The organism is Providencia sp. Me31A (assembly GCF_050487165.1).
Classification (GTDB): domain Bacteria; phylum Pseudomonadota; class Gammaproteobacteria; order Enterobacterales; family Enterobacteriaceae; genus Providencia.
The window spans coordinates 1-17,782 of record NZ_JBKQGZ010000002.1; the positions used below are offsets into that span (position 1 = coordinate 1).

Genomic DNA, 17,782 nt, shown 5'->3' on the forward strand with positions numbered 1-17,782 from the left:
TATTTGGAATATCATTCTAGATGAATTTATATAGGTCTCGTAAATTCCGAGACTAGTAGTAACCAATACTTATATAAAACTCTATCAATGCTACTCAATGAATAGCATTTGTAGAATTAAATAAAATTATGTCTCTCCATAAGTCACGCCGCTTCTTCTCCAATGGCTGACGTTTCCACCGCATGAGCTATCCACACTTGGATTCGTTGTTTTTGATTCTATATATGCGCTATCTGCGTAGAGGTTGCAGGTCTCAGCTAACATATAAGACAGCGACAACGCCGCGCTCCGCTCGCAATTATTCTAGTTGCAGGACGCCATGTTCGGTTGAGCCTGAGTAGGCCACTAGACCTTCATAAACAACGTCATCACCATCAAAGACTTTGCCCACTTCAATAGTGTAGGACGGTTGCCCTTCTTCCTGTGCAAACTCATGAAGGGACTTGATTTGCCCTGGTGTTAATACGATTTTTTCTGCAACAGCGGTCACTGCCTTAACAGTGTCTAGCCTCGTTATCTCTGCTTTCTTTTGCATTTTACCTACCTCGATAATATTTTAAGCAATAAAAAAGGCCGCAATCCTATCTGCGACCTTACTTACATAATCACTACTTATATTCTATTAAATGAAATAATCCATACTTCAGTAATAGTTCCACCGATCCCCATGATTGCAGCCTTTACTTCATCATAAGCTTCTATAGGAATGTCGGAATTAGTACCGAAAACACCAGACATTTTATTGAGCTTGCCATCTATCTTGCATTCCCATGCTGCGAACCACATTGTTTGCATTTTCATTCCTTATGATAGTTATGAACAAAATTGTTCAATTGCATACTAACATAAGTATAAAAACTAAAAGTATTTCACTTAATCACGATTAATCATTTGACGCTTTTGTTCAATTTCACCAATTTTTTCAAGCTGATCATTAGCTTTTTCTATCGCTGCAAGCAGTAGCCTGTTCCACAATACAGACGCTTCTGGCGATAGCGTTTTACCATCACTATCAGGCGGCAGTGGAGGCACCACTAAATTAGTTAGCGTGGCTGGAATTGGCACGCATTGCGCGGGAACGTAATTCGTTTGTGTACTCGAACAAGCCATCAGCAACAGGCTGAGGCACAAGAGCATCACAATAAAACTCTTTTTGGAGTACTGTTTTATATTCAATGACTTTCTCCTGTGCCTTTGCATCGGCTTGAATACCATTGCGGTGTGCTGAAGTTGCTATGAGATTAAAGCTATTAAACTGCAGGGACTGTTTAGCAATGACTTCACTTTGCCTGACATTATCTTGTTTGAGATTATCATTATCTTTTCGTACTAAAACATTGCTGTCATAAAGCGTTACAGCCCACCAGCTCACAGCAAATAGCGCCAAAAATAACCAGAATGAATTATCTATCTTCATAAGTTCACCTGCTTACCTCGGTAGTGATCTAGGGCTTTTTGGCAACGCTTTTCTAAACTTACCTTGTCAATACTGCAGGTATCGTCTCTGAGTACATATACGCCAGCTGCAAAGAACAAAACTAAATAAATAAATATGCAAACCAGACAAATAATAGATTTACGCCCCATGAATACTACCCCCGTCACTCATGCAACATTTTGATGGAGCATAATCACCATAGTAACGATTCTCCGCTGCTATTCTGGCCTTAATGGCGTCATCTAATGAATCAAAGTTACCTATGGAAATTCTTTTCTTCCCATGAGTCACTCTTACCCTCCATTTTGGCTTGCCTCTTTCTGATTTATGGTAGGAGACTCCTCTAAAACCAGATTTATTATCAGGTGATACCCAGTTTTTATTTAGGCAGTTAAGGGAGTCATTAACCACCCTTAAATTCGATATTCTGTTGTCATCCTGCACGCCATTTATGTGGTCTATATCACCATCAGGCCAAACACCATAAACATAAAACCAAATTAACCTATGTTCCTTATAATTTTTTCCATCAAAACCAATATACCTATACCCTGTTTTGTGTACGTAGCCAGCCCGTGAGCCAACTGGTAATCCACGCCTTTGTTTTTTATATATCAGCATCCCTGTCTCTTGGTCGTAATCTAAAATTTCCTTTAAAAACTGGTGAGATACGGACATATCTTTGCCTTTTTGTATTTTTAGGGCGAAAAAAAAGCACCATTAGGTGCTTGCGGCTAATAATTTGATTTACTGTCTATTCTGATAACTCACCAAGACAGATTGCCTTTTCTATTTCACGCCGGGTTATGAGTCCTTGCCATTGTTTGCCACCAGCAAATGTCCATCGACTAAACTCATTACAAGCCCCGACTTGATCCCCGCTATTTAATTTTTTTAACAATGTTGATTTCTTGAAAGCTGCTCCACCTATGTTGTATGTAAGCGAATATAAAGCTGCACGCTGTGCATCACTAATGGGAACTTTAACTGAGCTATCAACAACATTTATTGCTAATTGCATATGTTTAACTAGTAAATCGTCGCACTCCTTAGGTGTATAGGTTTTCCCTTGGATCACGTCAGGGCCGGTAATTCCAGCGCATACAGTTTGAATTCCAACGACGTCTTTGTACGGCTCATATTTAACACCTTCAAAAAAAGAAAGCATTGCGACAGTTAAGGCTATAGTTCCACCAGCAGCAGCCTTTTTTATTTTATTTGGTATCTTTGGCATGAGCCGCCTCTTTGCGCTTATCTTCTTTTCGTTTGAAATATAAATTTGTCAGAAATGTCGCTACACCTAAAAGTAGGCTTCCCAACACCCCAATCGCTGCCCACTGCTCAGATGAGAAACCATCTAACAATTGTTTTAGCCAATAGAATGTTGAACCCGTAGAGGCAGCATAGGAGGCGCCAGTTGTTAATTTATCCATACGCATATACCACCCCCTACGGAGTGCCTGAAGTTAAAAGTTTGTGGGGATTTCTGTTTTTTCGCCCTCATTTGAGGGGATAAAAGAAGAAGTGATTGCTTATAGCCACACTCTCGCAGTGGCCTCGCTCATGCCCTTGAGTCCGTCACCCCAGTTCGTCTCTGCTCCCCGTTGGATCTAACCAGTGCATAATTGGCGGTCATGCTTCGTCACCGGTGCTTCTTTTGCTTATTAACCCTAACCAGATGCAAAGCTGGCTCTCTACTTTGGAGACTCGGGAGTTGGTTATTACCCAACTTTTGCTACCTTTTGGCTGCACGGTCTACCCGCTTTATAACTTCATGTTGTTTATTTCCTCTTTGGTTTGCTCAAATCGGTCAGTTTCCAACTCAACACCAATAACACGACGCTTAAGTTTTAATGCCGCCTTTATTGTGGCGCCAGAGCCCATGAAGAAATCAGCCACTACATCACCCTCACGACTACTACTATTAATAATGTGTTCCATCATCGCTGAAGGTTTTTCACATGGATGTTTGCCGGGGTAATATTGTACAGGTGGATATACCCATACATCCGTATAAGGAACATCTACGGTCACAGTAAACGGACGTCTTAATAGTTGGTATTGCTGAGATAATTCGTGATATTCACGATTTAGTAACTTTTGTTCGCTAACTAAATCAGCGTGCTGGCGGCTTAATGGATTGTCGCTGAACTGTTTTACCGCTACTTGGTTAAATAGCTCTTGTAGCTTTAAGTAGTCTGATTCGTTCGGTAATTGCCATTGACTATAGCCAAACCAATGAGAAGCCATTTGCTTTCCAGTGGCCTGATGTATTTCCTTTGCCGTTATGCCTAATGAATCTCTTGCTTGCTTAAAATATTCAATCAGTGGCCTCAGCGTGCTTTCTTTCAACTCTCTACGTCGCTGAAGATAACCACTGCTTTTTCCCTTGTAAGGGCTTTGATAGTGTTCAGCAAACAAGATCCGCTCTGTCGCAGGAAAATAACTTCTCAGGCTTTCTTTGTTTTGTCGTCTCCACGGCCCCGATGGTTTAGCCCAGATAATATGGTTAAGTACATCAAACCGCTCACGCACTAATAATTCCGTATCAGCCGCCAGCTTTGAACCACAAAACATATATAAGCTACCGTTTGGCTTCAGAACGCGCCAAAATTCCGCAAGCATTTCATCAAGCCAAGATAAATATACAGTGACGCTTTCCCACTGATTATCTCAATTACATGACTTAACCTGAAAATAAGGCGGGTCAGTTGCAATTAGGTCAATACAATTATCTGGAAGTGTCTTTATGTAGCTGAGAGAGTCGGCATTGACTAAATTTATACTGTTTAAATTCACAGTGTTTTTCATAGATCAGGAGAACCTTTTTTGATAAGCTCTCGTTGCTTTGTGCACACAAGCAATGGGCTTTGGTTTGTCCGTGATCCGTTCAGAACGGGCGAATGGCTGGTAAGGTGATACCAACACCCACCAGCCGCCCATTTTCACAGTTGGATATTTTGAAATGTGTTTTCTTTGATGTTTTCTTCTACTAATCCAGCCATTGCTAACTGCGTTAATATCAGTTGGCACCGTGGCTGTGCTAGTCCAGTCACTTGGGAAACCTCACCCGCCGTTACCGCCTCCGAATATGGAGTGGCTTCAAAAACAATTCTCGCTTCTTGTGTTATATCACTCTGTTTTAACATGATATTTTAAAACCCATGGTTAGTTATTGTGCATAACTACACATGTAACTCTGACCAAACGTAACAGCAAGTCTTATGTTTATTTCGGGCATAAAAAAACCCCGCATTGCGAGGTCTTGAGTTTTCTTAATGTGACTAGGTATAGAATGTCCATTATTAGAAGATAATAAGCCAATTTTATGCAAAAATCAAATCCATCTACTTATTTAGTGACTTTGCTAAATGCCTGTTCTGCTGCGCTTTCTTCAATGAAACATTTACCAGCCAGCTTTTCATAAAATGGCTTCCAGTTGCGTGACCATGACGATTGGGTTAAATCGGGTACTAGGTGCTTTATTGCATTGTAGGCTACTGAAGATGGCACACGGTTGAAACCTTTACCCGCGCAACGAGGGCAGTCCTTAAAAATCGGCACCCCTTGCAACTCGGTTTGTACTTCATCTAATACTTTACCTCGTCCCTTACAGCGGCATCGATGCGCTATTTGCCCCTTTCCATTACAAGGCATGCATAATTCTTCCACTTTTTCGTTTTCAATCCACGGCTCAATGACCACGGTGCCATCTAATTTTGTTATACCAGGATGTTTAATGACGTCCTTATGACTATAAATGAGTCCCTTTCCGTTACATGCTGAACATGAGAAAACGGATCCTGCTGAACGGGCATAATCTTCAAATGCCATCTTGGCCAGAACAATTAAACAGTAACCCAGTTTCTTACCCGCAGCTTTGCGAACTAGTTTAGGTGCTACTTTAAATGCATATTGAGTTAGCGCTTCTACCGTAGAAAACTTATCTTCTTCGCTGACATCATTTTTAGCCAGAAAAGCCGTCATACCAAACTTAGCTTGTGATTCAGTCATCCCCATAGCTGCCATGATATCCGTTCCCGTTATTCGGTCAGGGGAAGTGCAACCTGCTACATTGCCGAATGTAGGTGACTTAGGGTGAAAGTTTTTAAGTGCATTTTCGAGTTTCATTAAGCCGCCTCTCTCTGTTTCCGAATAAAAACACGTTCTCTTGCGTCACAACCTTGTGTGAGCATGTCGTTAAAATCGTTTAAGTCTGGCCATCTCACGCTTACTTTTTCGATATCATTATTTGCCACTAAGTTTTTTTTAGCGCATTCATAAGCTGCCGCCTCACCCGTTGCGCTCCAGTCATTGTCAGCAAAAATAATCAGGTGCTTAACACCTTTTGGAGCGACAAACTTCGCCATATGTCCAGCATTCATTGTTGACCAAGTATTGACGCCATAGATTTGCTTACAAGAAAGTGCAGTTTCGAGCCCTTCAGCGATCCCCAACGTTGAAGCTACGGGGAACATACGGATAGCGACGGAACTTGCATACTCTAAGTAGTTATCCTCCTGTAGCGCATCCATTCGTTTGACCAGAGATAGCCGCGCTTTTTTATCGCCTTCTAAATACGTCCTATGCAGGTAACAAAGCTGCCCTTTTGAGTCTGTTGCAAGCGACCAGATAGCTTGAAAGCTGTTAGGGTTATGTTTTACGGGTTGCTTGTCACAAAATTTAACCTGTTCACTCGGCAGCTCATAGATACCGCGATTGTGTAGATATTTCGCTGCTGAGGTATCTTTCAGTGATTTTAGGTTTGAATAGCACTTGATGATCCGATCTCTAAACCCTGCAATTGAGGTATCTTTAGTTTGTGGTTTAGGTGCTATATTTTCTCGATGATTGCCAAGAAGCGTGTCCACTTCATCAGCTAGAACTTTAAAACTCTTACCTTGTGTTTTTTCCAGTAATTGAAAGCCAGTACCCGAATCACAGGTGCAAATCCATGTACCTAGCCCATTTTTATCATCAATACGAAACTTTCCTTTTCTCTCACATAATGGACACTTGCCTTTAAAGTGTTTGCGCCCAGTTATAGGGGGTAGCCCGTAGTGCGCAAAGATTTTTGCCCATTGTCCTTTTGCGGCTTCAATTGTATTCAAAGTAATGCTCCTTGCTGTGGTGTGTTATTTTTTAACTGACCTTTAATACGAGCGAACTGCTCTTTTGCTTTTTGCTGACCTTTTACGAAACGGATCCGCTTATGTTTAATAAAATTGCTAACCTCTGGTGTAATCTCTTGAGGAGTGCTGTGTAGCCCATAGGGGAATACACCGAACTTTTCTTTAAATGTGTGACCTATCCACCCGTCACTAATCGGCTTGCCTTCAACCGCTCTGACGTTTTGGTAATATTTAAGTTGGGAATAGAAACTTTGCTTTTCTTGCTGGGTATAAACTTTTTCAGTCTTACCTAATTTTTTGATGTTGCGTGTCGTATCGACTTCTACGTCTTCCCCAGCGAGTGGCTTAAATCCACATTTAGGGCAAACGTAAACACCTGCAGGTTTCATGTAGTGGCATGAGGTACATTCTTTCGGTTTCTTCTCGCGTTTTTCTTGCTCACGAAAACTATTAACCTCTTTCATGCCATCATTTTTGCTTGGTAGCTCGTCATATTCGATATCATCAGGAAAGCCTAAGCGGTGGACAGAACCGGAATGATCAAAGATGAGGCATTTATCTTTGCCTGGTGCTTTGCGTAATCCGCGACCAAGGCACTGAACCCAGCGAATTTCTGATTTAGTAGGTCGGGCGTAAATGATGCAACGAACATCACTATCAAAACCCGCTACAAGCGTTCCGACATTAACAATGATCTTGGTTGCACCCTGTTCGAAACGATGAATAATGACTCGGCGCTCATCATGTGGCGTATCAGCTGTAATGACTTCTGCATTTACCCCCGAGCGATTAAAAGCAACGGTGACATAATTTGCATGGCTGACAGTGACGCAAAAACAGATGGTTGGTAGGTTTTCACCATTAGCCAGCCAGTTATCAACCACGTCGCCAACCAAATCCGCACCTGACATAATTTCAGCAATTTCAACCTCTTTATAATCACTACCGAATTCCTCACTACGAACTGATTTCACTTTTGATAAATCCGGCTTTGTTGGTGCGTAAAATTCGTATTTACTTAGATCCCCACGCTGAATAAGCTCCTTCATCGTCGTAGGTTTAATCAGCCTTTCATAATATTCCCCAAGAAATGGGGAAAAAGGTGTTCCAGACAGCCCTATTACTTTGAGGTCAGTATCACGAATGACTTCGAGTATTTTCTTACGGCGTAAATGGGCCTCGTCGATGATGAGTAAATCAATGTTGTCAGGAAACTCACGACGAATAACCGTATCTGCTGAGGCAATTTGGATTAATTTTGTTGGGTCATAATTGGGATGATTAGCCCAAACAAATCCGATTTCTTCCATTGGTATGCCATACTCTTGAAAACGCTCCGCTGTTTGGGCGATCAGGTTTGTATATGGCGCACAGAACATGACTCGCATATTGCGCTTGATGTAACCGTTTGTGATAAATGCCGCTAGTCCTGTTTTACCACTCCCTGTTGGGCTATAAATCATAAACGTTCGGTTTTGCTTCCAGTGCTGACGCAACATAGCTAAACCGCGTTCCTGTGCAAAATTAGGTGTAATGTTTAACATACAGCTGCCTCCAAGTTGCCTTGTACTCTGCGGAATGTGTACCCTCGGTGGCTCTTTGTCCGCCCTGAAATACAGCTGTAAACTGCCGAATGATCAAACCCGAAATCAACTAATGACTTTTTCCCATGAAATTTTATGGTGTTCAAAGTTTCAGTATTAGTGGCGATAATTGTTCCCTTAAACTGCTCGTTATCCGCGCCTCTAGCTACTGTCATTAACCCTGAATCTATCGCATGTTTAATATTTCCTAATGGCGTCACCCACTCTAAATTCTCAGCTCTATTATCAGTTTTGATGCCATTTTTGTGGTTAACGTAAGGAAGGTCAGACGCATTTTTTATAAACGCCAATGCAATCAGTCTGTGTACGGCGAATTGAGAGCCGCGATTGTTAAAACTGAAATTAACAGTAAGATAACCATCTTTTCTCATTCGTGGCTTTAGTAGCCGACCTTTCACCTTCATTTTTAGAATGCTACCAGTAGTGCAACGGTCTACGCTCCGAACGCGCCCTAAGCTGCTAACCTCATAACTTTCACTAAAATTCTGAATTGGTACTGATAGCCATTCCTCTAACTGAGAATTAGTGTCATAATGCTTATCGGTGAATTGATTACTCATAATCTTTCTCCTGTAAGGCCGATTCGACTTGTCTCTCCAAAGCTTTGTCGTTCGGCCTTTCATTTTCTTCGATCGGCTCAAATGTTGCGGGCAATGTGAAAGCACCTTTTTTGTTTGATGCTCCTGCATTTAATCTAAATCTCACTCCCTTAGTTACTGTGTTGTTTTCAGCCATAAATAATGCGTTTTTCTTCCCATCAGCGTAGCCACCCCAAAAACCTTCTGGATTAATTTCATAAACTTGCTTTACTCGACAACGTAAATGACCAGCCTCTTTGAGAGCCGCTATAGCGCGATATACAGCACTGCGCGAAAGCCCCGTATCAGCGATGATGGATTTAATATCCGTCATCGCCGCCCCAGAACTGCGATCCATAATTTTGATTAAGTGGATATAGAGCCTGATAGCGCTCACATTGCCGTCTTCTGCAAGTTTTGATATCAAATCCAAACCCGAATCGTATGCTTGAATGAAACTAAGCCCCTTGCCCCTTGGAAGCTTTAATGATTCAATGCGTTTTCCAATCTCAGATTTGCCCATTCCATTTATTTCCTATAACTATCTGTTTTTAAATACATTCCCAGCTATGACACTAAACGTCCCGTGCGGTGGGATTTTTGGGCTACTTAAGTTATTGATTTTGTTCATTTCTTAAAGTCTCCCTTTTATTATCTATATCCCTATGTACTCGTAGACTCGATCTTGTGTTGACCTTGACCTTTGTTTTTGTTGATTAATTCACTGTAAACATTGAGATTTTTCCATGCCAAGGAACAGATCCAACTTAGTGCCTCCCGTGAGCAACTACCTTGAAGCAACATCAGATTTGGGCTTGGCTCTTGGCTGGGCGATCCGACACCAACAACGGCGCTGAGGTATAACCTTGCATTGCCTTCGAATAACGTCTCACGTACTGCCTTAGCCTTGAGTTCGCTTCATGTCTCGCTTTGTTAACCTTACGATATGAAACAGGCTCTAATTCCCAATGCTCCTGATAAACTTCAGAATAAGCCACCAGCGCCCTATTTCTGGCGCTTGGTGACAACTGCAATAACATTTCCTGAATCCAATTAGCGTCATCAGGAAAGTAATGCTTAGGCATTGGTATGTTGTGTGTCTGGTGCATGTGATTTACCCTTTGGGTGAGGGAACAAATCAGGTAGGTCAGGACGGATCTCATGGGGCTTTACATGACCATTGGTCGCATTTACGATAGCCATTACATGATCAGCTTTAACCCTACGCCCATTCAACCAACGGAAAACAGCTGGCTGACTAACGCCACAGGCTCGGGCTAAAGCCGCTTGACTACCTAATAAATCAATAGCTTTTTGAATGTGTTCATTCATAAGTTAATTCCATTAGTTATTAAACTTTATCAGAATAACATCTGGAATAACTTTGAGCAATAACTTATAGTTTGTTTAAGATTAATAACAAAAGGTATAGAATCTTATTATGAAAACATTCTCAGATAGACTTAACTACGCAATGCAAAAAGCTGGCTTATCACAAGCAGAGCTAGCACATGCTGTTGGAGTTTCTCAGCCTTCGATATGGAAGCTAACCACCGGAGCATCTCAGTCAAGTAGGCGCTCATTTGAAATAGCCCAAGCACTTAATGTAGATCCTGTATGGTTAACCACTGGTGTCGGTGAGCCTTATCAAGCAGATTCAAATAAAAAGCCTATAACTGAAAGTAACGTTGGTAGCGAGATTCCTATCAAAACTTGGGATTCTACAACGCCTTTAGATGATGATGAGGTCGAAGTCCCTTTTCTAAAAGATATCGAGTTTGCTTGTGGTGATGGTGCTTGTAGCGAAGCAGATTACAACGGATTTAAATTACGCTTTTCCAAATCAACCCTAAGAAGAATAGGCGCAAAATCTGACGGCTCCGATATATTATGCTTTCCCGCTAGAGGGAATAGTATGGAGCCCATACTTCCAGATGGCTCAACAGTAGGAATTATTACTAGCGATAAAAGGATTGATGATGGCAAGATTTATGCTATTAATCAGGATGGATGGAAAAGAATTAAGTTACTCTATAGAACAGGTCCAGACTTACTGACAATTAAAAGTTACAACACTGACGAATACCCAGACGAAGCTGCCCCTCTATCAAGCGTTGAGATTATTGGGCGCGTATTTTGGTGGTCAGTAATGGTATAACTCACTCCCCTTCACCTAAAACCAGCTTCTCACAGCTGGTTTTTTTATATTTAAAATCAGTGAATTATAAATTAAAATAACTTTTATTAACTTTAGTTATTGCAATAAGTTAAGTTATGAATTACCTTTAAGGCATCGAAACAAATCAAAGGTAATTAACTATGGTTATTGGCAATGTAGAAATCAAAAATACTATCGAAACCATTACTGCTGAAATTCGCGAATCCATAACGTTGCTAGAAATGGCTTATGGTGAGTGTGAAGATGAAAAAACTTCTGCTGTCATCTCATGCGTTATGAGATCGACTAACTCGTCTTTGCGCAAGGCTGACAGTCTAGTTAATACATTACTGGCAGCCAAAGAATATACGCCATCAAAAATCGAAACCACCACCCAAAACTCATTCGCCGCACGTCTGCGTTTGGCTCTTGCACATTCTGGAATGACACAGACAACCGTGGCAGGCTTAATTGGGGTATCGCAAGGAACGGTTAGTGCCATGGTGACGGGTAAATCAAAAGAAACAGGCATTGCCCGCTGTGGGAAAATTGCTCAGATATTAGGTATTAATGCTGATTGGTTACGCTATGGTGAAGGTGAGATGACTTCATTTAATTTTTCGCGTTAACAATGAAGTTTAAAAAATGCCGACTATACATTATGCGTCAAATACCAACGTACTTAAACCTGATATCCGTACAGGTCTATTTAAGTTCTGCTTCTTTGCTGTAAAGCGTAGTGATCAGACTGACAAGGGAAGCAGAAAAGAAGTTTATGCAACTGATCTGAAATCAGCGAAATTACAGCTTATTCGTGATTATGTTTTATCACTGGCATCACAAATACCAGCAGGAGCCGTGACATGTCACACGAAATTAAATTAAGTGTCGCCGCAAAAAAAAAGCGCCCAATTGAATGCTGTATTAGTTCAGTTGAATGGAATGACAACCGGAGAGACCATCATTGATAGTTTAATTGAATTAGCCTACGAACTATCAAACCCTGTAGCAGGTTGGTTAATTGAAGAAAATGCACAACGGGATAATGAACATGAGTAAAACAGCCCCCCCCAAGTACAAGTTAGTGAATGTATGGATGTATTTAACCGAGTGAAAGCGTTTTTAATTGCGGCTCAATATTTAAATAGAGATAACAGCGAAAAACATATAGCCAGTCAATTAATCGCTCAATGTGAAACCGAGGTCGATGATATTTTGGAGAAAGAATAATGAGTAACAATATTGAATTAAGAAACTCTGCAAATACAAAGTTAACTTATGCCAGAGCAATTATAAATACAATTTTAAATTCAGCCATATTAAACAATGAAGATATAGAAAACACTTTAGAAGCAGCTTTGAAGTTAATCGAACAAGCAAATGACAATGTAGCTCAGATAACTATCGAGGTTCCAAATGCATAATTTAATGTTACCCCCCCCCCCCTGTTGAGAGCAAGCATTCTAATTTACATAAAACCGCATCATGCGCTCAAAGGTATACTAGAGAATTAAAATTAGAAATGCAGCCATTATTAAATAAGCTATTCACAACCTACCCTAAAGAAGCGGGGAGATTTATTGGGTTACTTAATGAAATTGATTTAATGACCAGCGCAACCTTAGCAGGAATAGAGCGCACAATGAAAACGGATTAATTATGAATACTGCAACTTATAACGCAATGACCATTAGTAAAATTAACAATGTGCCCCCCCCTAAATACATTGATGAATTTTGGCAACATCACGGTAAGTGGGAATGTAAAATATATAAACTAGAAAATGGTGATTATCAATTAGTAAGTTCTTTTTTCAACTATGAAAACGCATCAAGTGAAGCTAAAGAAATAATGAATCAATTACCAAAAATGAAAGATCGAATTATCGCTTTTTTAAACTTAAGGAAATAATATGAACAATAAATTTGAAGCAATTGAAAAAGCATCCAAAGGTGAAATAACCATTGAAATGCGCCCTGTATATATCATTAATGGTGCTAAACGTGCTTATCTTAGTGAGCGTTCTGCATTGAATAAGCTTTCTAGCATCATTGCTGAGCGCGAAGTCAGAAAACAAGGCTTTGAAACAAACTATGAAGATATTCCTGTAACACTGGAGGATGGTACTACTGCGGTAAAGCGCGGTGAACCAACTGAATATTTTATGGGTGTAAAAGAAGGCATTCTTATCGCTTTACATGAACACCTGAAAAAAGAAAAACAAATAATTAAATTGCAAGAAGAATACGCAAAAGCAGTTGTAGACCATTCTCTATTGGATGATAAAGTTGAATTATTACGCCAACAATTGCAAGCAGCCATAGATAATAGAAAGAAACTTTAAAATCTAGTTTAAATAGAATTAATTTTAAATCAGTGCCAATGCTGAGGGAATCCCTTTATCTAAATTTAGGAATGATTAAATGGAATATAAACTATTAATAGGAAGAAGGAGAATGGCTTATATCAACTGCCTATTAGATTATTTTAAGCATGAAGGTAAAAAGCCTCAATTTAAAGCAGTTGTTAATAATGAAGAAGTCATAATCACATTAACTAGTGAAAATCTTAATAATTTCTTTCGTGATGTATATGAGGAGTTAGATTGCAAGCAGCGCTGCAAGTATTCAGACAAGAATATATATGATACTTACGCATTGCTTTATACAAAATACGGAAACATAACCGAACTAGGAAAGTTATTAATCGATGTAATTACAAAATATATGCCTGCTTATTTAAATGGGGAGCCGTATGTATATGACGAAATTTGACCAATTAATGAACCAAGGGAAAGAGCTAGAAGCAAAGAAATTATATCGCCGGGCTGCAGATAAATATAACCAAGCGTTTTCTATTTCAATCCCCGGCAGCCCTGACGGTTTGAGTTATCAAGAAAAGGAAAGCAAGGCAGCGGCAGATAGATGTTTATCTAAGGCAAAAATTAAAGTGACGGAGAGTTATTTATGAATGATTTAATTAACACCAATGCATCAATGACCTCGAAAGAGATCGCTGAATTAGTTGGTAGCCGCGAAGATAGTGTTAAAAGAACTATCGAGCGCTTAGTTGATAAAGGAATTATATCCAAACCACCAATGGTGAATGGGATTAAAACCGCGAACGGGGTGACACCACAGCATTATTTATTTTCAGGTGAAGAAGGTAAACGCGACAGCATAATTGTAGTTGCTCAATTATCGCCTGAGTTTACAGCTCGACTAGTTGACCGCTGGAAAGAACTCGAAAATGAGCGACGTAAACCTAAGTCACAAGCAGAACTCATTGCTGCCATGGCTCTTGCGAATCTTGAAAGTGAACGCCGTATATCAAGCGTAGAGCACAAAGTTGAACAGGTGCATGAAGTTGTCGAGCAAATTAAGCAAGGCACTATTCCTGCAGGCTGGGTTGGTTACTCACTAGCAAAAACAAAATCAGGCATGACTATTGATAAGTGTAAGACACTTGCCAAGCAATACAACATTCGTAAAGACCAGATAACCATTCTTACGCCAGAAGGGATGCCTAGGCCTATGGCTATCATCCATGAGGCTGACTTCATGGCAGCAATGAAACACATGATGAACGAAGCAGAAAATCGCGGTACTCGCTGGTATCACCCGAAAATGGGATTGTTTCAGGCAATTGGTTGGGAGGAAAAATAATGAAAACAAAATTACCACATATTGATGCTGACTTAATCCGCGCGGCTTTAGCTTTGATATCCGTAAATGATGACCCGCGCATCATAACAAAAGTTGTTCACATTAATAACCAGTACATAGAAGCAACTAATGGGCATGCATTAATCAGAATGAAACATCACGCAGAGTTCAACCAGGACATTGCTGTTCAGTTTGTATATTCAGTACCTGAAGAAGCGGAATTTCTTGATATTAATAGCCATGATGATGGCAGCCACACTGTTACTTATTACCGTCAGGATCGGGATGAAGAGTTTAGGCCATTTGAGAAATCAGAATTAGTTCTCATGCAAGAGCGCTACCCTGATTTAACTCCATTACTAACCAAATCATTCAAAGAGGAGAAAACGCCTCTTTTAGCATCCCACTATTTAGCCCTGCCTTATTTAATGTTTGGCAGAGGTAGTATTGATATTTTGCCTAGTGAAGACGACCGCTCCGTTCTGTTTGCCATGGATGCCTTAACATCGGAAATATATGGTGAACCCATTTTAATCGCTATGGCCATGGAAAAGGATATCCACAAATTATCTCAATCTTTACGTGACCAGATTATGGGGATTGACTAATGAAAATTGAATATATCGCTAGCAAAACAGGCAACACAGCCAAAGTAGTGATCCTGTCTTTCATTACCGAACGCAGAAAGCTAAACCACTTAATTGATATGGCCCTACTTCGTGCGCCAGTTCATGAATCAACAATGGGTTTCTTTTTCCGAGTGACGACGATTTACGGTAAGGCGAATCACGTTCTATGGGCTTATAAAGGCATTTGCAAGGAGGCAAACAAGTGATTGAACAAGATAACACTGAACATGAAATGGTTGATTACGATGATGTGATAGTTCGTGTGGCTCACTATGTGGATGACGGCTGCGATTGGACTGCTCGAATTATTCACGGGATCAGACAACGCTGTTATATCAGGATGGGGGTATGCCCTCCTCTACCACCAGCACCACAAATCGTTGCACCAAAGTTAATCCCGATCACCAAAAAGAAAAAACGTTCAAGGAAAGTGAAAGATGACAACGCTTGATTTTAACCTCGTCAATATCATTAAAAATGCAGGTGGGGATCCGGGTGATGTAACTAATGCTGTTTGGGATGCCGGCTATCAACGAATGAATTTTACCATAGAGGAAATCATTCAAATGACCACCAGTCAGATAGCCGATTGTGTTTATTATGGCGTCCCGCAAAATGTATGGCCAAAAACAGTTGAAAGTCTCAGCATGGGAAATTTAAACACCATTATCGATGATGCTATGTCTTTGGGTGTACCCGCTGAAGTTGCGGCTATGGTGTTAAAGAATGGATATGTGAAAGGAGGTGATAAATGACTTCCACAACGACAAGGTACATCAAATGGAAAGAGATGATCCAGTTAACTGGAAAGAGTAAACCTACAATTTGGAGAATGTACGCTAAACGAAATGAGTTTCCTAAACCAGAAAGAACGAAAGGTGGTACGTTTTTAGGTTGGCCAGAACACGTTTATGAAGAGTGGGTCAGGAGCGAAAAGCTGTAATACTAACTTGACCCGTTACTTGACCCGCATCGCTTGCGGGTTTCTTTTTAAAATCACATAACTCATTGATTTTAAATGGTACGCCCTACAGGATTCGAACCTGTGACCTACGGCTTAGAAGGCCGTTGCTCTATCCAACTGAGCTAAGGGCGCATTGAAAATGCGGGCAGCCTATCTGGCTGATGGCGTTGAATTATACGGGTGCTGAGCGCTGAGTCAATGGCTTTTCGCTACTAAAATAACTATATGCTCATTTTATGTAATAGTTTGAACTGACAATAGCCTGAAGTTCTGACAAAATAGACACATTACCGTGTCTCATATATGGATTAAGTTACAGATGTTAGCAAAAATTATTGATGGGAAAACGATTGCGCAGACAATTAGGCAAGAAGTTGCCCAAAAAGTACAATTACGTTTAGAACAAGGAAAACGCGCGCCAGGGCTTGCTGTTATTTTAGTTGGAGCCAATCCTGCATCACAAATCTATGTTGGTAGTAAACGTCGTGCTTGCGAAGAAGTTGGGTTTATTTCGCGCTCCTATGATTTACCCGATACAACCTCAGAAGCTGAATTACTAAAACTAATAGACAATTTGAACCAAGATGCTGAAATTGATGGGATCTTAGTCCAGCTACCTTTACCCGCGGGTATTGATAACGTTAAAGTCATTGAGCGCATTCATCCAGATAAAGACGTCGATGGGTTTCATCCTTACAATGTAGGTCGTCTTTGCCAGCGTGCTCCACGCCTTCGTCCCTGTACACCTAAAGGCATTGTCACTCTCTTGGAGCGTTATGGTATCAATACTTATGGCTTGAATGCTGTGATTATTGGTGCATCAAATATTGTTGGTCGCCCGATGAGCTTAGAGCTCCTGCTCGCTGGCTGCACAACAACAGTAACTCACCGTTTTACCAAGAATTTAGAACACCATGTGCGCAATGCAGACTTACTTGTCGTTGCGGTAGGTAAGCCTAATTTTATTCCAGGTGAATGGATTAAGCCGGGTGCCATTGTTGTCGATGTGGGAATTAACCGCTTAGAAAATGGTAAAGTAACCGGTGATGTCGATTTTGATGAAGCGGCGAAGAAAGCCTCTTGGATCACGCCAGTTCCCGGTGGTGTTGGGCCAATGACTGTTGCAACCCTGATCCAAAACACGCTGCAAGCGTGTGAAGAGTACCACGATATTTAATGTAATTTGGAGTAACCATGGAAATATTCAAACTTGATGGGCACCCGCACGTCGAGCTGTGTGATTTATTAAAAATTGAGGGCTGGGCAGAAAGCGGTGCAATGGCCAAGGCAATGATTGCTGAAGGTCTAGTACAGGTTGATGGTATTGTCGAAACGCGCAAACGCTGCAAAATTGTAGCTGGCAAAATCGTCTCTATGGGCGATGAACAAATCAAAATCGAAGAATAGTGTATTTGGGTAAGCTGGAATATTTCAGCTTACCCTCCTGAGTTCCCCTACAACTAACAACCCACATTATTTTCTGCCTAAACTCATTCATTTTCATCAATTTATTTTTCTTAAAATTACGCTAACCTATTTTAGTTAATAGACATTAATTTAAAATACCTAATCTGTTGTTTAAATTAAATAATTTATTTCAGCAAAACTTCAGCT

34 protein-coding genes, 1 tRNA gene and 1 pseudogene are annotated in these 17,782 nt (G+C 40.6%); 19 read left to right on the forward strand and 17 right to left on the reverse strand.

All coding sequences use genetic code 11. The features are described 5' to 3' along the window. Positions 1–298 precede the first annotated feature (298 nt). The 16 genes and pseudogenes from ACLPIE_RS01320 to ACLPIE_RS01395 form a co-directional block, all read right to left on the reverse strand. A complete protein-coding gene (locus ACLPIE_RS01320; protein WP_430258951.1) occupies positions 299–535 on the reverse strand; it encodes a hypothetical protein in 237 nt (78 codons plus the stop codon). 77 nt (positions 536–612) lie between these two features. Continuing rightward, positions 613–795 (reverse strand): hypothetical protein, encoded by a 183-nt coding sequence (locus ACLPIE_RS01325; RefSeq protein ID WP_210839057.1) that lies wholly within the window; start codon positions 793–795, stop codon positions 613–615. A 78-nt stretch (positions 796–873) separates the two neighbouring features. Further along, entirely contained in the window at positions 874–1,065 is a 192-nt protein-coding gene (locus tag ACLPIE_RS01330) for a hypothetical protein (RefSeq protein ID WP_430258953.1), read from the reverse strand. Then, the gene (locus tag ACLPIE_RS01335) at positions 1,040–1,417 is read right to left on the reverse strand and encodes a hypothetical protein (protein WP_430258955.1); all 378 of its coding nucleotides are present in this window, start codon (positions 1,415–1,417) and stop codon (positions 1,040–1,042) included. The genes ACLPIE_RS01330 and ACLPIE_RS01335 overlap by 26 nt, the downstream gene beginning before the upstream one ends. A gap of 159 nt (positions 1,418–1,576) precedes the next feature. Continuing rightward, positions 1,577–2,116, reverse strand: coding sequence for an HNH endonuclease signature motif containing protein (locus ACLPIE_RS01340; protein ID WP_430258957.1), 540 nt, complete (start codon positions 2,114–2,116; stop codon positions 1,577–1,579). A gap of 76 nt (positions 2,117–2,192) precedes the next feature. Beyond that, positions 2,193–2,672, reverse strand: coding sequence for a lysozyme (locus tag ACLPIE_RS01345; RefSeq protein WP_430258959.1), 480 nt, complete (start codon positions 2,670–2,672; stop codon positions 2,193–2,195). Further along, entirely contained in the window at positions 2,653–2,877 is a 225-nt protein-coding gene (locus ACLPIE_RS01350; protein ID WP_004911666.1) for a class II holin family protein, read from the reverse strand. Before ACLPIE_RS01350 ends, ACLPIE_RS01345 begins: the two co-directional genes overlap by 20 nt. Before the next feature lie 325 nt (positions 2,878–3,202). Beyond that, a pseudogene (locus ACLPIE_RS01355) lies at positions 3,203–4,249 on the reverse strand (DNA-methyltransferase). A 134-nt stretch (positions 4,250–4,383) separates the two neighbouring features. Then, a complete protein-coding gene (locus ACLPIE_RS01360; RefSeq protein WP_154627506.1) occupies positions 4,384–4,587 on the reverse strand; it encodes a TrmB family transcriptional regulator in 204 nt (67 codons plus the stop codon). A 202-nt stretch (positions 4,588–4,789) separates the two neighbouring features. Further along, positions 4,790–5,569 (reverse strand): antitermination protein, encoded by a 780-nt coding sequence (locus tag ACLPIE_RS01365; RefSeq protein ID WP_430258961.1) that lies wholly within the window; start codon positions 5,567–5,569, stop codon positions 4,790–4,792. After that, a complete protein-coding gene (locus ACLPIE_RS01370) occupies positions 5,569–6,549 on the reverse strand; it encodes a DUF7146 domain-containing protein (protein ID WP_272519487.1) in 981 nt (326 codons plus the stop codon). The genes ACLPIE_RS01365 and ACLPIE_RS01370 overlap by 1 nt, the downstream gene beginning before the upstream one ends. After that, positions 6,546–8,114 (reverse strand): DEAD/DEAH box helicase family protein, encoded by a 1,569-nt coding sequence (locus tag ACLPIE_RS01375; protein ID WP_430258963.1) that lies wholly within the window; start codon positions 8,112–8,114, stop codon positions 6,546–6,548. Before ACLPIE_RS01375 ends, ACLPIE_RS01370 begins: the two co-directional genes overlap by 4 nt. After that, positions 8,108–8,734, reverse strand: a complete 627-nt coding sequence (locus ACLPIE_RS01380) for an NUMOD4 domain-containing protein (protein ID WP_430258965.1) — start codon at positions 8,732–8,734, stop codon at positions 8,108–8,110. Before ACLPIE_RS01380 ends, ACLPIE_RS01375 begins: the two co-directional genes overlap by 7 nt. Continuing rightward, positions 8,727–9,275, reverse strand: coding sequence for a replication/maintenance protein RepL (locus tag ACLPIE_RS01385; protein WP_265524171.1), 549 nt, complete (start codon positions 9,273–9,275; stop codon positions 8,727–8,729). Before ACLPIE_RS01385 ends, ACLPIE_RS01380 begins: the two co-directional genes overlap by 8 nt. 280 nt (positions 9,276–9,555) lie before the next feature. After that, a complete protein-coding gene (locus ACLPIE_RS01390; RefSeq protein ID WP_230082102.1) occupies positions 9,556–9,861 on the reverse strand; it encodes a hypothetical protein in 306 nt (101 codons plus the stop codon). After that, the gene (locus ACLPIE_RS01395; protein ID WP_430258967.1) at positions 9,830–10,084 is read right to left on the reverse strand and encodes a transcriptional regulator; all 255 of its coding nucleotides are present in this window, start codon (positions 10,082–10,084) and stop codon (positions 9,830–9,832) included. Before ACLPIE_RS01395 ends, ACLPIE_RS01390 begins: the two co-directional genes overlap by 32 nt. Before the next feature lie 109 nt (positions 10,085–10,193). Between ACLPIE_RS01395 and ACLPIE_RS01400 the strand changes: the two genes are divergently transcribed. The 17 genes from ACLPIE_RS01400 (at position 10,194) to ACLPIE_RS01480 (ending at position 16,147) form a co-directional block, all read left to right on the forward strand. Then, positions 10,194–10,910, forward strand: a complete 717-nt coding sequence (locus ACLPIE_RS01400) for an XRE family transcriptional regulator (RefSeq protein ID WP_430258969.1) — start codon at positions 10,194–10,196, stop codon at positions 10,908–10,910. A gap of 161 nt (positions 10,911–11,071) precedes the next feature. Continuing rightward, positions 11,072–11,539 carry a helix-turn-helix domain-containing protein gene (locus ACLPIE_RS01405; protein WP_430258971.1) on the forward strand — a complete coding sequence of 156 codons (468 nt, stop codon included), beginning with the start codon at positions 11,072–11,074 and terminating at the stop codon, positions 11,537–11,539. A gap of 16 nt (positions 11,540–11,555) precedes the next feature. Further along, positions 11,556–11,795, forward strand: coding sequence for a host cell division inhibitor Icd-like protein (locus ACLPIE_RS01410; protein ID WP_430258973.1), 240 nt, complete (start codon positions 11,556–11,558; stop codon positions 11,793–11,795). Further along, complete coding sequence (locus ACLPIE_RS01415) at positions 11,796–11,969, forward strand: hypothetical protein (protein ID WP_430258975.1); 174 nt, start codon at positions 11,796–11,798, stop codon at positions 11,967–11,969. Between the two features lie 33 nt (positions 11,970–12,002). Continuing rightward, on the forward strand, positions 12,003–12,140 hold the full coding sequence (locus ACLPIE_RS01420) for a hypothetical protein (protein WP_340607604.1): 138 nt from the start codon (positions 12,003–12,005) through the stop codon (positions 12,138–12,140). Continuing rightward, a complete protein-coding gene (locus ACLPIE_RS01425; protein ID WP_430258977.1) occupies positions 12,140–12,334 on the forward strand; it encodes a hypothetical protein in 195 nt (64 codons plus the stop codon). The genes ACLPIE_RS01420 and ACLPIE_RS01425 overlap by 1 nt, the downstream gene beginning before the upstream one ends. Positions 12,335–12,432: 98 nt before the next feature. Then, positions 12,433–12,567, forward strand: coding sequence for a hypothetical protein (locus ACLPIE_RS01430; protein WP_430258979.1), 135 nt, complete (start codon positions 12,433–12,435; stop codon positions 12,565–12,567). Between the two features lie 2 nt (positions 12,568–12,569). Further along, the gene (locus ACLPIE_RS01435; protein ID WP_430258981.1) at positions 12,570–12,821 is read left to right on the forward strand and encodes a hypothetical protein; all 252 of its coding nucleotides are present in this window, start codon (positions 12,570–12,572) and stop codon (positions 12,819–12,821) included. A gap of 1 nt (position 12,822) precedes the next feature. Beyond that, a complete protein-coding gene (locus tag ACLPIE_RS01440) occupies positions 12,823–13,254 on the forward strand; it encodes a hypothetical protein (protein ID WP_430258983.1) in 432 nt (143 codons plus the stop codon). 79 nt (positions 13,255–13,333) lie between these two features. After that, a complete protein-coding gene (locus ACLPIE_RS01445; protein WP_430258985.1) occupies positions 13,334–13,684 on the forward strand; it encodes a hypothetical protein in 351 nt (116 codons plus the stop codon). Next, a complete protein-coding gene (locus ACLPIE_RS01450) occupies positions 13,665–13,880 on the forward strand; it encodes a hypothetical protein (protein ID WP_430258987.1) in 216 nt (71 codons plus the stop codon). The genes ACLPIE_RS01445 and ACLPIE_RS01450 overlap by 20 nt, the downstream gene beginning before the upstream one ends. Then, positions 13,877–14,575 carry a Rha family transcriptional regulator gene (locus ACLPIE_RS01455; RefSeq protein ID WP_430258989.1) on the forward strand — a complete coding sequence of 233 codons (699 nt, stop codon included), beginning with the start codon at positions 13,877–13,879 and terminating at the stop codon, positions 14,573–14,575. Before ACLPIE_RS01450 ends, ACLPIE_RS01455 begins: the two co-directional genes overlap by 4 nt. Next, positions 14,575–15,183, forward strand: a complete 609-nt coding sequence (locus ACLPIE_RS01460; protein ID WP_430258991.1) for a hypothetical protein — start codon at positions 14,575–14,577, stop codon at positions 15,181–15,183. Before ACLPIE_RS01455 ends, ACLPIE_RS01460 begins: the two co-directional genes overlap by 1 nt. After that, complete coding sequence (locus ACLPIE_RS01465; protein WP_430258993.1) at positions 15,183–15,410, forward strand: hypothetical protein; 228 nt, start codon at positions 15,183–15,185, stop codon at positions 15,408–15,410. The genes ACLPIE_RS01460 and ACLPIE_RS01465 overlap by 1 nt, the downstream gene beginning before the upstream one ends. Beyond that, complete coding sequence (locus ACLPIE_RS01470) at positions 15,407–15,655, forward strand: hypothetical protein (RefSeq protein WP_430258995.1); 249 nt, start codon at positions 15,407–15,409, stop codon at positions 15,653–15,655. Before ACLPIE_RS01465 ends, ACLPIE_RS01470 begins: the two co-directional genes overlap by 4 nt. Beyond that, positions 15,642–15,959, forward strand: coding sequence for a hypothetical protein (locus ACLPIE_RS01475; protein WP_430258997.1), 318 nt, complete (start codon positions 15,642–15,644; stop codon positions 15,957–15,959). Before ACLPIE_RS01470 ends, ACLPIE_RS01475 begins: the two co-directional genes overlap by 14 nt. Further along, positions 15,956–16,147, forward strand: a complete 192-nt coding sequence (locus tag ACLPIE_RS01480; RefSeq protein WP_206277280.1) for a helix-turn-helix transcriptional regulator — start codon at positions 15,956–15,958, stop codon at positions 16,145–16,147. Before ACLPIE_RS01475 ends, ACLPIE_RS01480 begins: the two co-directional genes overlap by 4 nt. A gap of 76 nt (positions 16,148–16,223) precedes the next feature. On the opposite strand, the gene ACLPIE_RS01485 is transcribed toward ACLPIE_RS01480, so the two are convergent. Continuing rightward, a tRNA-Arg gene (locus ACLPIE_RS01485) sits at positions 16,224–16,300 on the reverse strand. Positions 16,301–16,487: 187 nt separating this feature from the next. On the opposite strand from ACLPIE_RS01485, the gene folD reads away from it, so the two are divergent. Both folD and ybcJ read left to right on the forward strand, forming a co-directional pair. Next, positions 16,488–17,345, forward strand: a complete 858-nt coding sequence (gene folD, locus ACLPIE_RS01490; RefSeq protein WP_430258999.1) for a bifunctional methylenetetrahydrofolate dehydrogenase/methenyltetrahydrofolate cyclohydrolase FolD — start codon at positions 16,488–16,490, stop codon at positions 17,343–17,345. 17 nt (positions 17,346–17,362) lie between these two features. After that, a complete protein-coding gene (ybcJ, locus tag ACLPIE_RS01495; protein WP_430259001.1) occupies positions 17,363–17,575 on the forward strand; it encodes a ribosome-associated protein YbcJ in 213 nt (70 codons plus the stop codon). Positions 17,576–17,782: the final 207 nt, after the last annotated feature.

Excerpts from the sequence above, each read along its gene's own strand:
- ACLPIE_RS01320 (WP_430258951.1), bottom strand. The coding sequence starts at position 535 with ATGCAAAAGAAAGCAGAGATAACGAGGCTAGACACTGTTAAGGCAGTG.
- ACLPIE_RS01325 (WP_210839057.1), bottom strand. The coding sequence starts at position 795 with ATGCAAACAATGTGGTTCGCAGCATGGGAATGCAAGATAGATGGCAAG.
- ACLPIE_RS01335 (WP_430258955.1), bottom strand. The coding sequence starts at position 1,417 with ATGAAGATAGATAATTCATTCTGGTTATTTTTGGCGCTATTTGCTGTG.
- ACLPIE_RS01340 (WP_430258957.1), bottom strand. The coding sequence starts at position 2,116 with ATGTCCGTATCTCACCAGTTTTTAAAGGAAATTTTAGATTACGACCAA.
- ACLPIE_RS01345 (WP_430258959.1), bottom strand. The coding sequence starts at position 2,672 with ATGCCAAAGATACCAAATAAAATAAAAAAGGCTGCTGCTGGTGGAACT.
- ACLPIE_RS01350 (WP_004911666.1), bottom strand. The coding sequence starts at position 2,877 with ATGCGTATGGATAAATTAACAACTGGCGCCTCCTATGCTGCCTCTACG.
- ACLPIE_RS01360 (WP_154627506.1), bottom strand. The coding sequence starts at position 4,587 with ATGTTAAAACAGAGTGATATAACACAAGAAGCGAGAATTGTTTTTGAA.
- ACLPIE_RS01365 (WP_430258961.1), bottom strand. The coding sequence starts at position 5,569 with ATGAAACTCGAAAATGCACTTAAAAACTTTCACCCTAAGTCACCTACA.
- ACLPIE_RS01375 (WP_430258963.1), bottom strand. The coding sequence starts at position 8,114 with ATGTTAAACATTACACCTAATTTTGCACAGGAACGCGGTTTAGCTATG.
- ACLPIE_RS01380 (WP_430258965.1), bottom strand. The coding sequence starts at position 8,734 with ATGAGTAATCAATTCACCGATAAGCATTATGACACTAATTCTCAGTTA.
- ACLPIE_RS01385 (WP_265524171.1), bottom strand. The coding sequence starts at position 9,275 with ATGGGCAAATCTGAGATTGGAAAACGCATTGAATCATTAAAGCTTCCA.
- ACLPIE_RS01390 (WP_230082102.1), bottom strand. The coding sequence starts at position 9,861 with ATGCACCAGACACACAACATACCAATGCCTAAGCATTACTTTCCTGAT.
- ACLPIE_RS01395 (WP_430258967.1), bottom strand. The coding sequence starts at position 10,084 with ATGAATGAACACATTCAAAAAGCTATTGATTTATTAGGTAGTCAAGCG.
- ACLPIE_RS01400 (WP_430258969.1), top strand. The coding sequence starts at position 10,194 with ATGAAAACATTCTCAGATAGACTTAACTACGCAATGCAAAAAGCTGGC.
- ACLPIE_RS01405 (WP_430258971.1), top strand. The coding sequence starts at position 11,072 with ATGGTTATTGGCAATGTAGAAATCAAAAATACTATCGAAACCATTACT.
- ACLPIE_RS01410 (WP_430258973.1), top strand. The coding sequence starts at position 11,556 with ATGCCGACTATACATTATGCGTCAAATACCAACGTACTTAAACCTGAT.
- ACLPIE_RS01420 (WP_340607604.1), top strand. The coding sequence starts at position 12,003 with ATGGATGTATTTAACCGAGTGAAAGCGTTTTTAATTGCGGCTCAATAT.
- ACLPIE_RS01425 (WP_430258977.1), top strand. The coding sequence starts at position 12,140 with ATGAGTAACAATATTGAATTAAGAAACTCTGCAAATACAAAGTTAACT.
- ACLPIE_RS01430 (WP_430258979.1), top strand. The coding sequence starts at position 12,433 with ATGCAGCCATTATTAAATAAGCTATTCACAACCTACCCTAAAGAAGCG.
- ACLPIE_RS01435 (WP_430258981.1), top strand. The coding sequence starts at position 12,570 with ATGAATACTGCAACTTATAACGCAATGACCATTAGTAAAATTAACAAT.
- ACLPIE_RS01440 (WP_430258983.1), top strand. The coding sequence starts at position 12,823 with ATGAACAATAAATTTGAAGCAATTGAAAAAGCATCCAAAGGTGAAATA.
- ACLPIE_RS01445 (WP_430258985.1), top strand. The coding sequence starts at position 13,334 with ATGGAATATAAACTATTAATAGGAAGAAGGAGAATGGCTTATATCAAC.
- ACLPIE_RS01450 (WP_430258987.1), top strand. The coding sequence starts at position 13,665 with ATGTATATGACGAAATTTGACCAATTAATGAACCAAGGGAAAGAGCTA.
- ACLPIE_RS01455 (WP_430258989.1), top strand. The coding sequence starts at position 13,877 with ATGAATGATTTAATTAACACCAATGCATCAATGACCTCGAAAGAGATC.
- ACLPIE_RS01460 (WP_430258991.1), top strand. The coding sequence starts at position 14,575 with ATGAAAACAAAATTACCACATATTGATGCTGACTTAATCCGCGCGGCT.
- ACLPIE_RS01465 (WP_430258993.1), top strand. The coding sequence starts at position 15,183 with ATGAAAATTGAATATATCGCTAGCAAAACAGGCAACACAGCCAAAGTA.
- ACLPIE_RS01475 (WP_430258997.1), top strand. The coding sequence starts at position 15,642 with ATGACAACGCTTGATTTTAACCTCGTCAATATCATTAAAAATGCAGGT.
- ACLPIE_RS01480 (WP_206277280.1), top strand. The coding sequence starts at position 15,956 with ATGACTTCCACAACGACAAGGTACATCAAATGGAAAGAGATGATCCAG.
- folD (WP_430258999.1), top strand. The coding sequence starts at position 16,488 with ATGTTAGCAAAAATTATTGATGGGAAAACGATTGCGCAGACAATTAGG.
- ybcJ (WP_430259001.1), top strand. The coding sequence starts at position 17,363 with ATGGAAATATTCAAACTTGATGGGCACCCGCACGTCGAGCTGTGTGAT.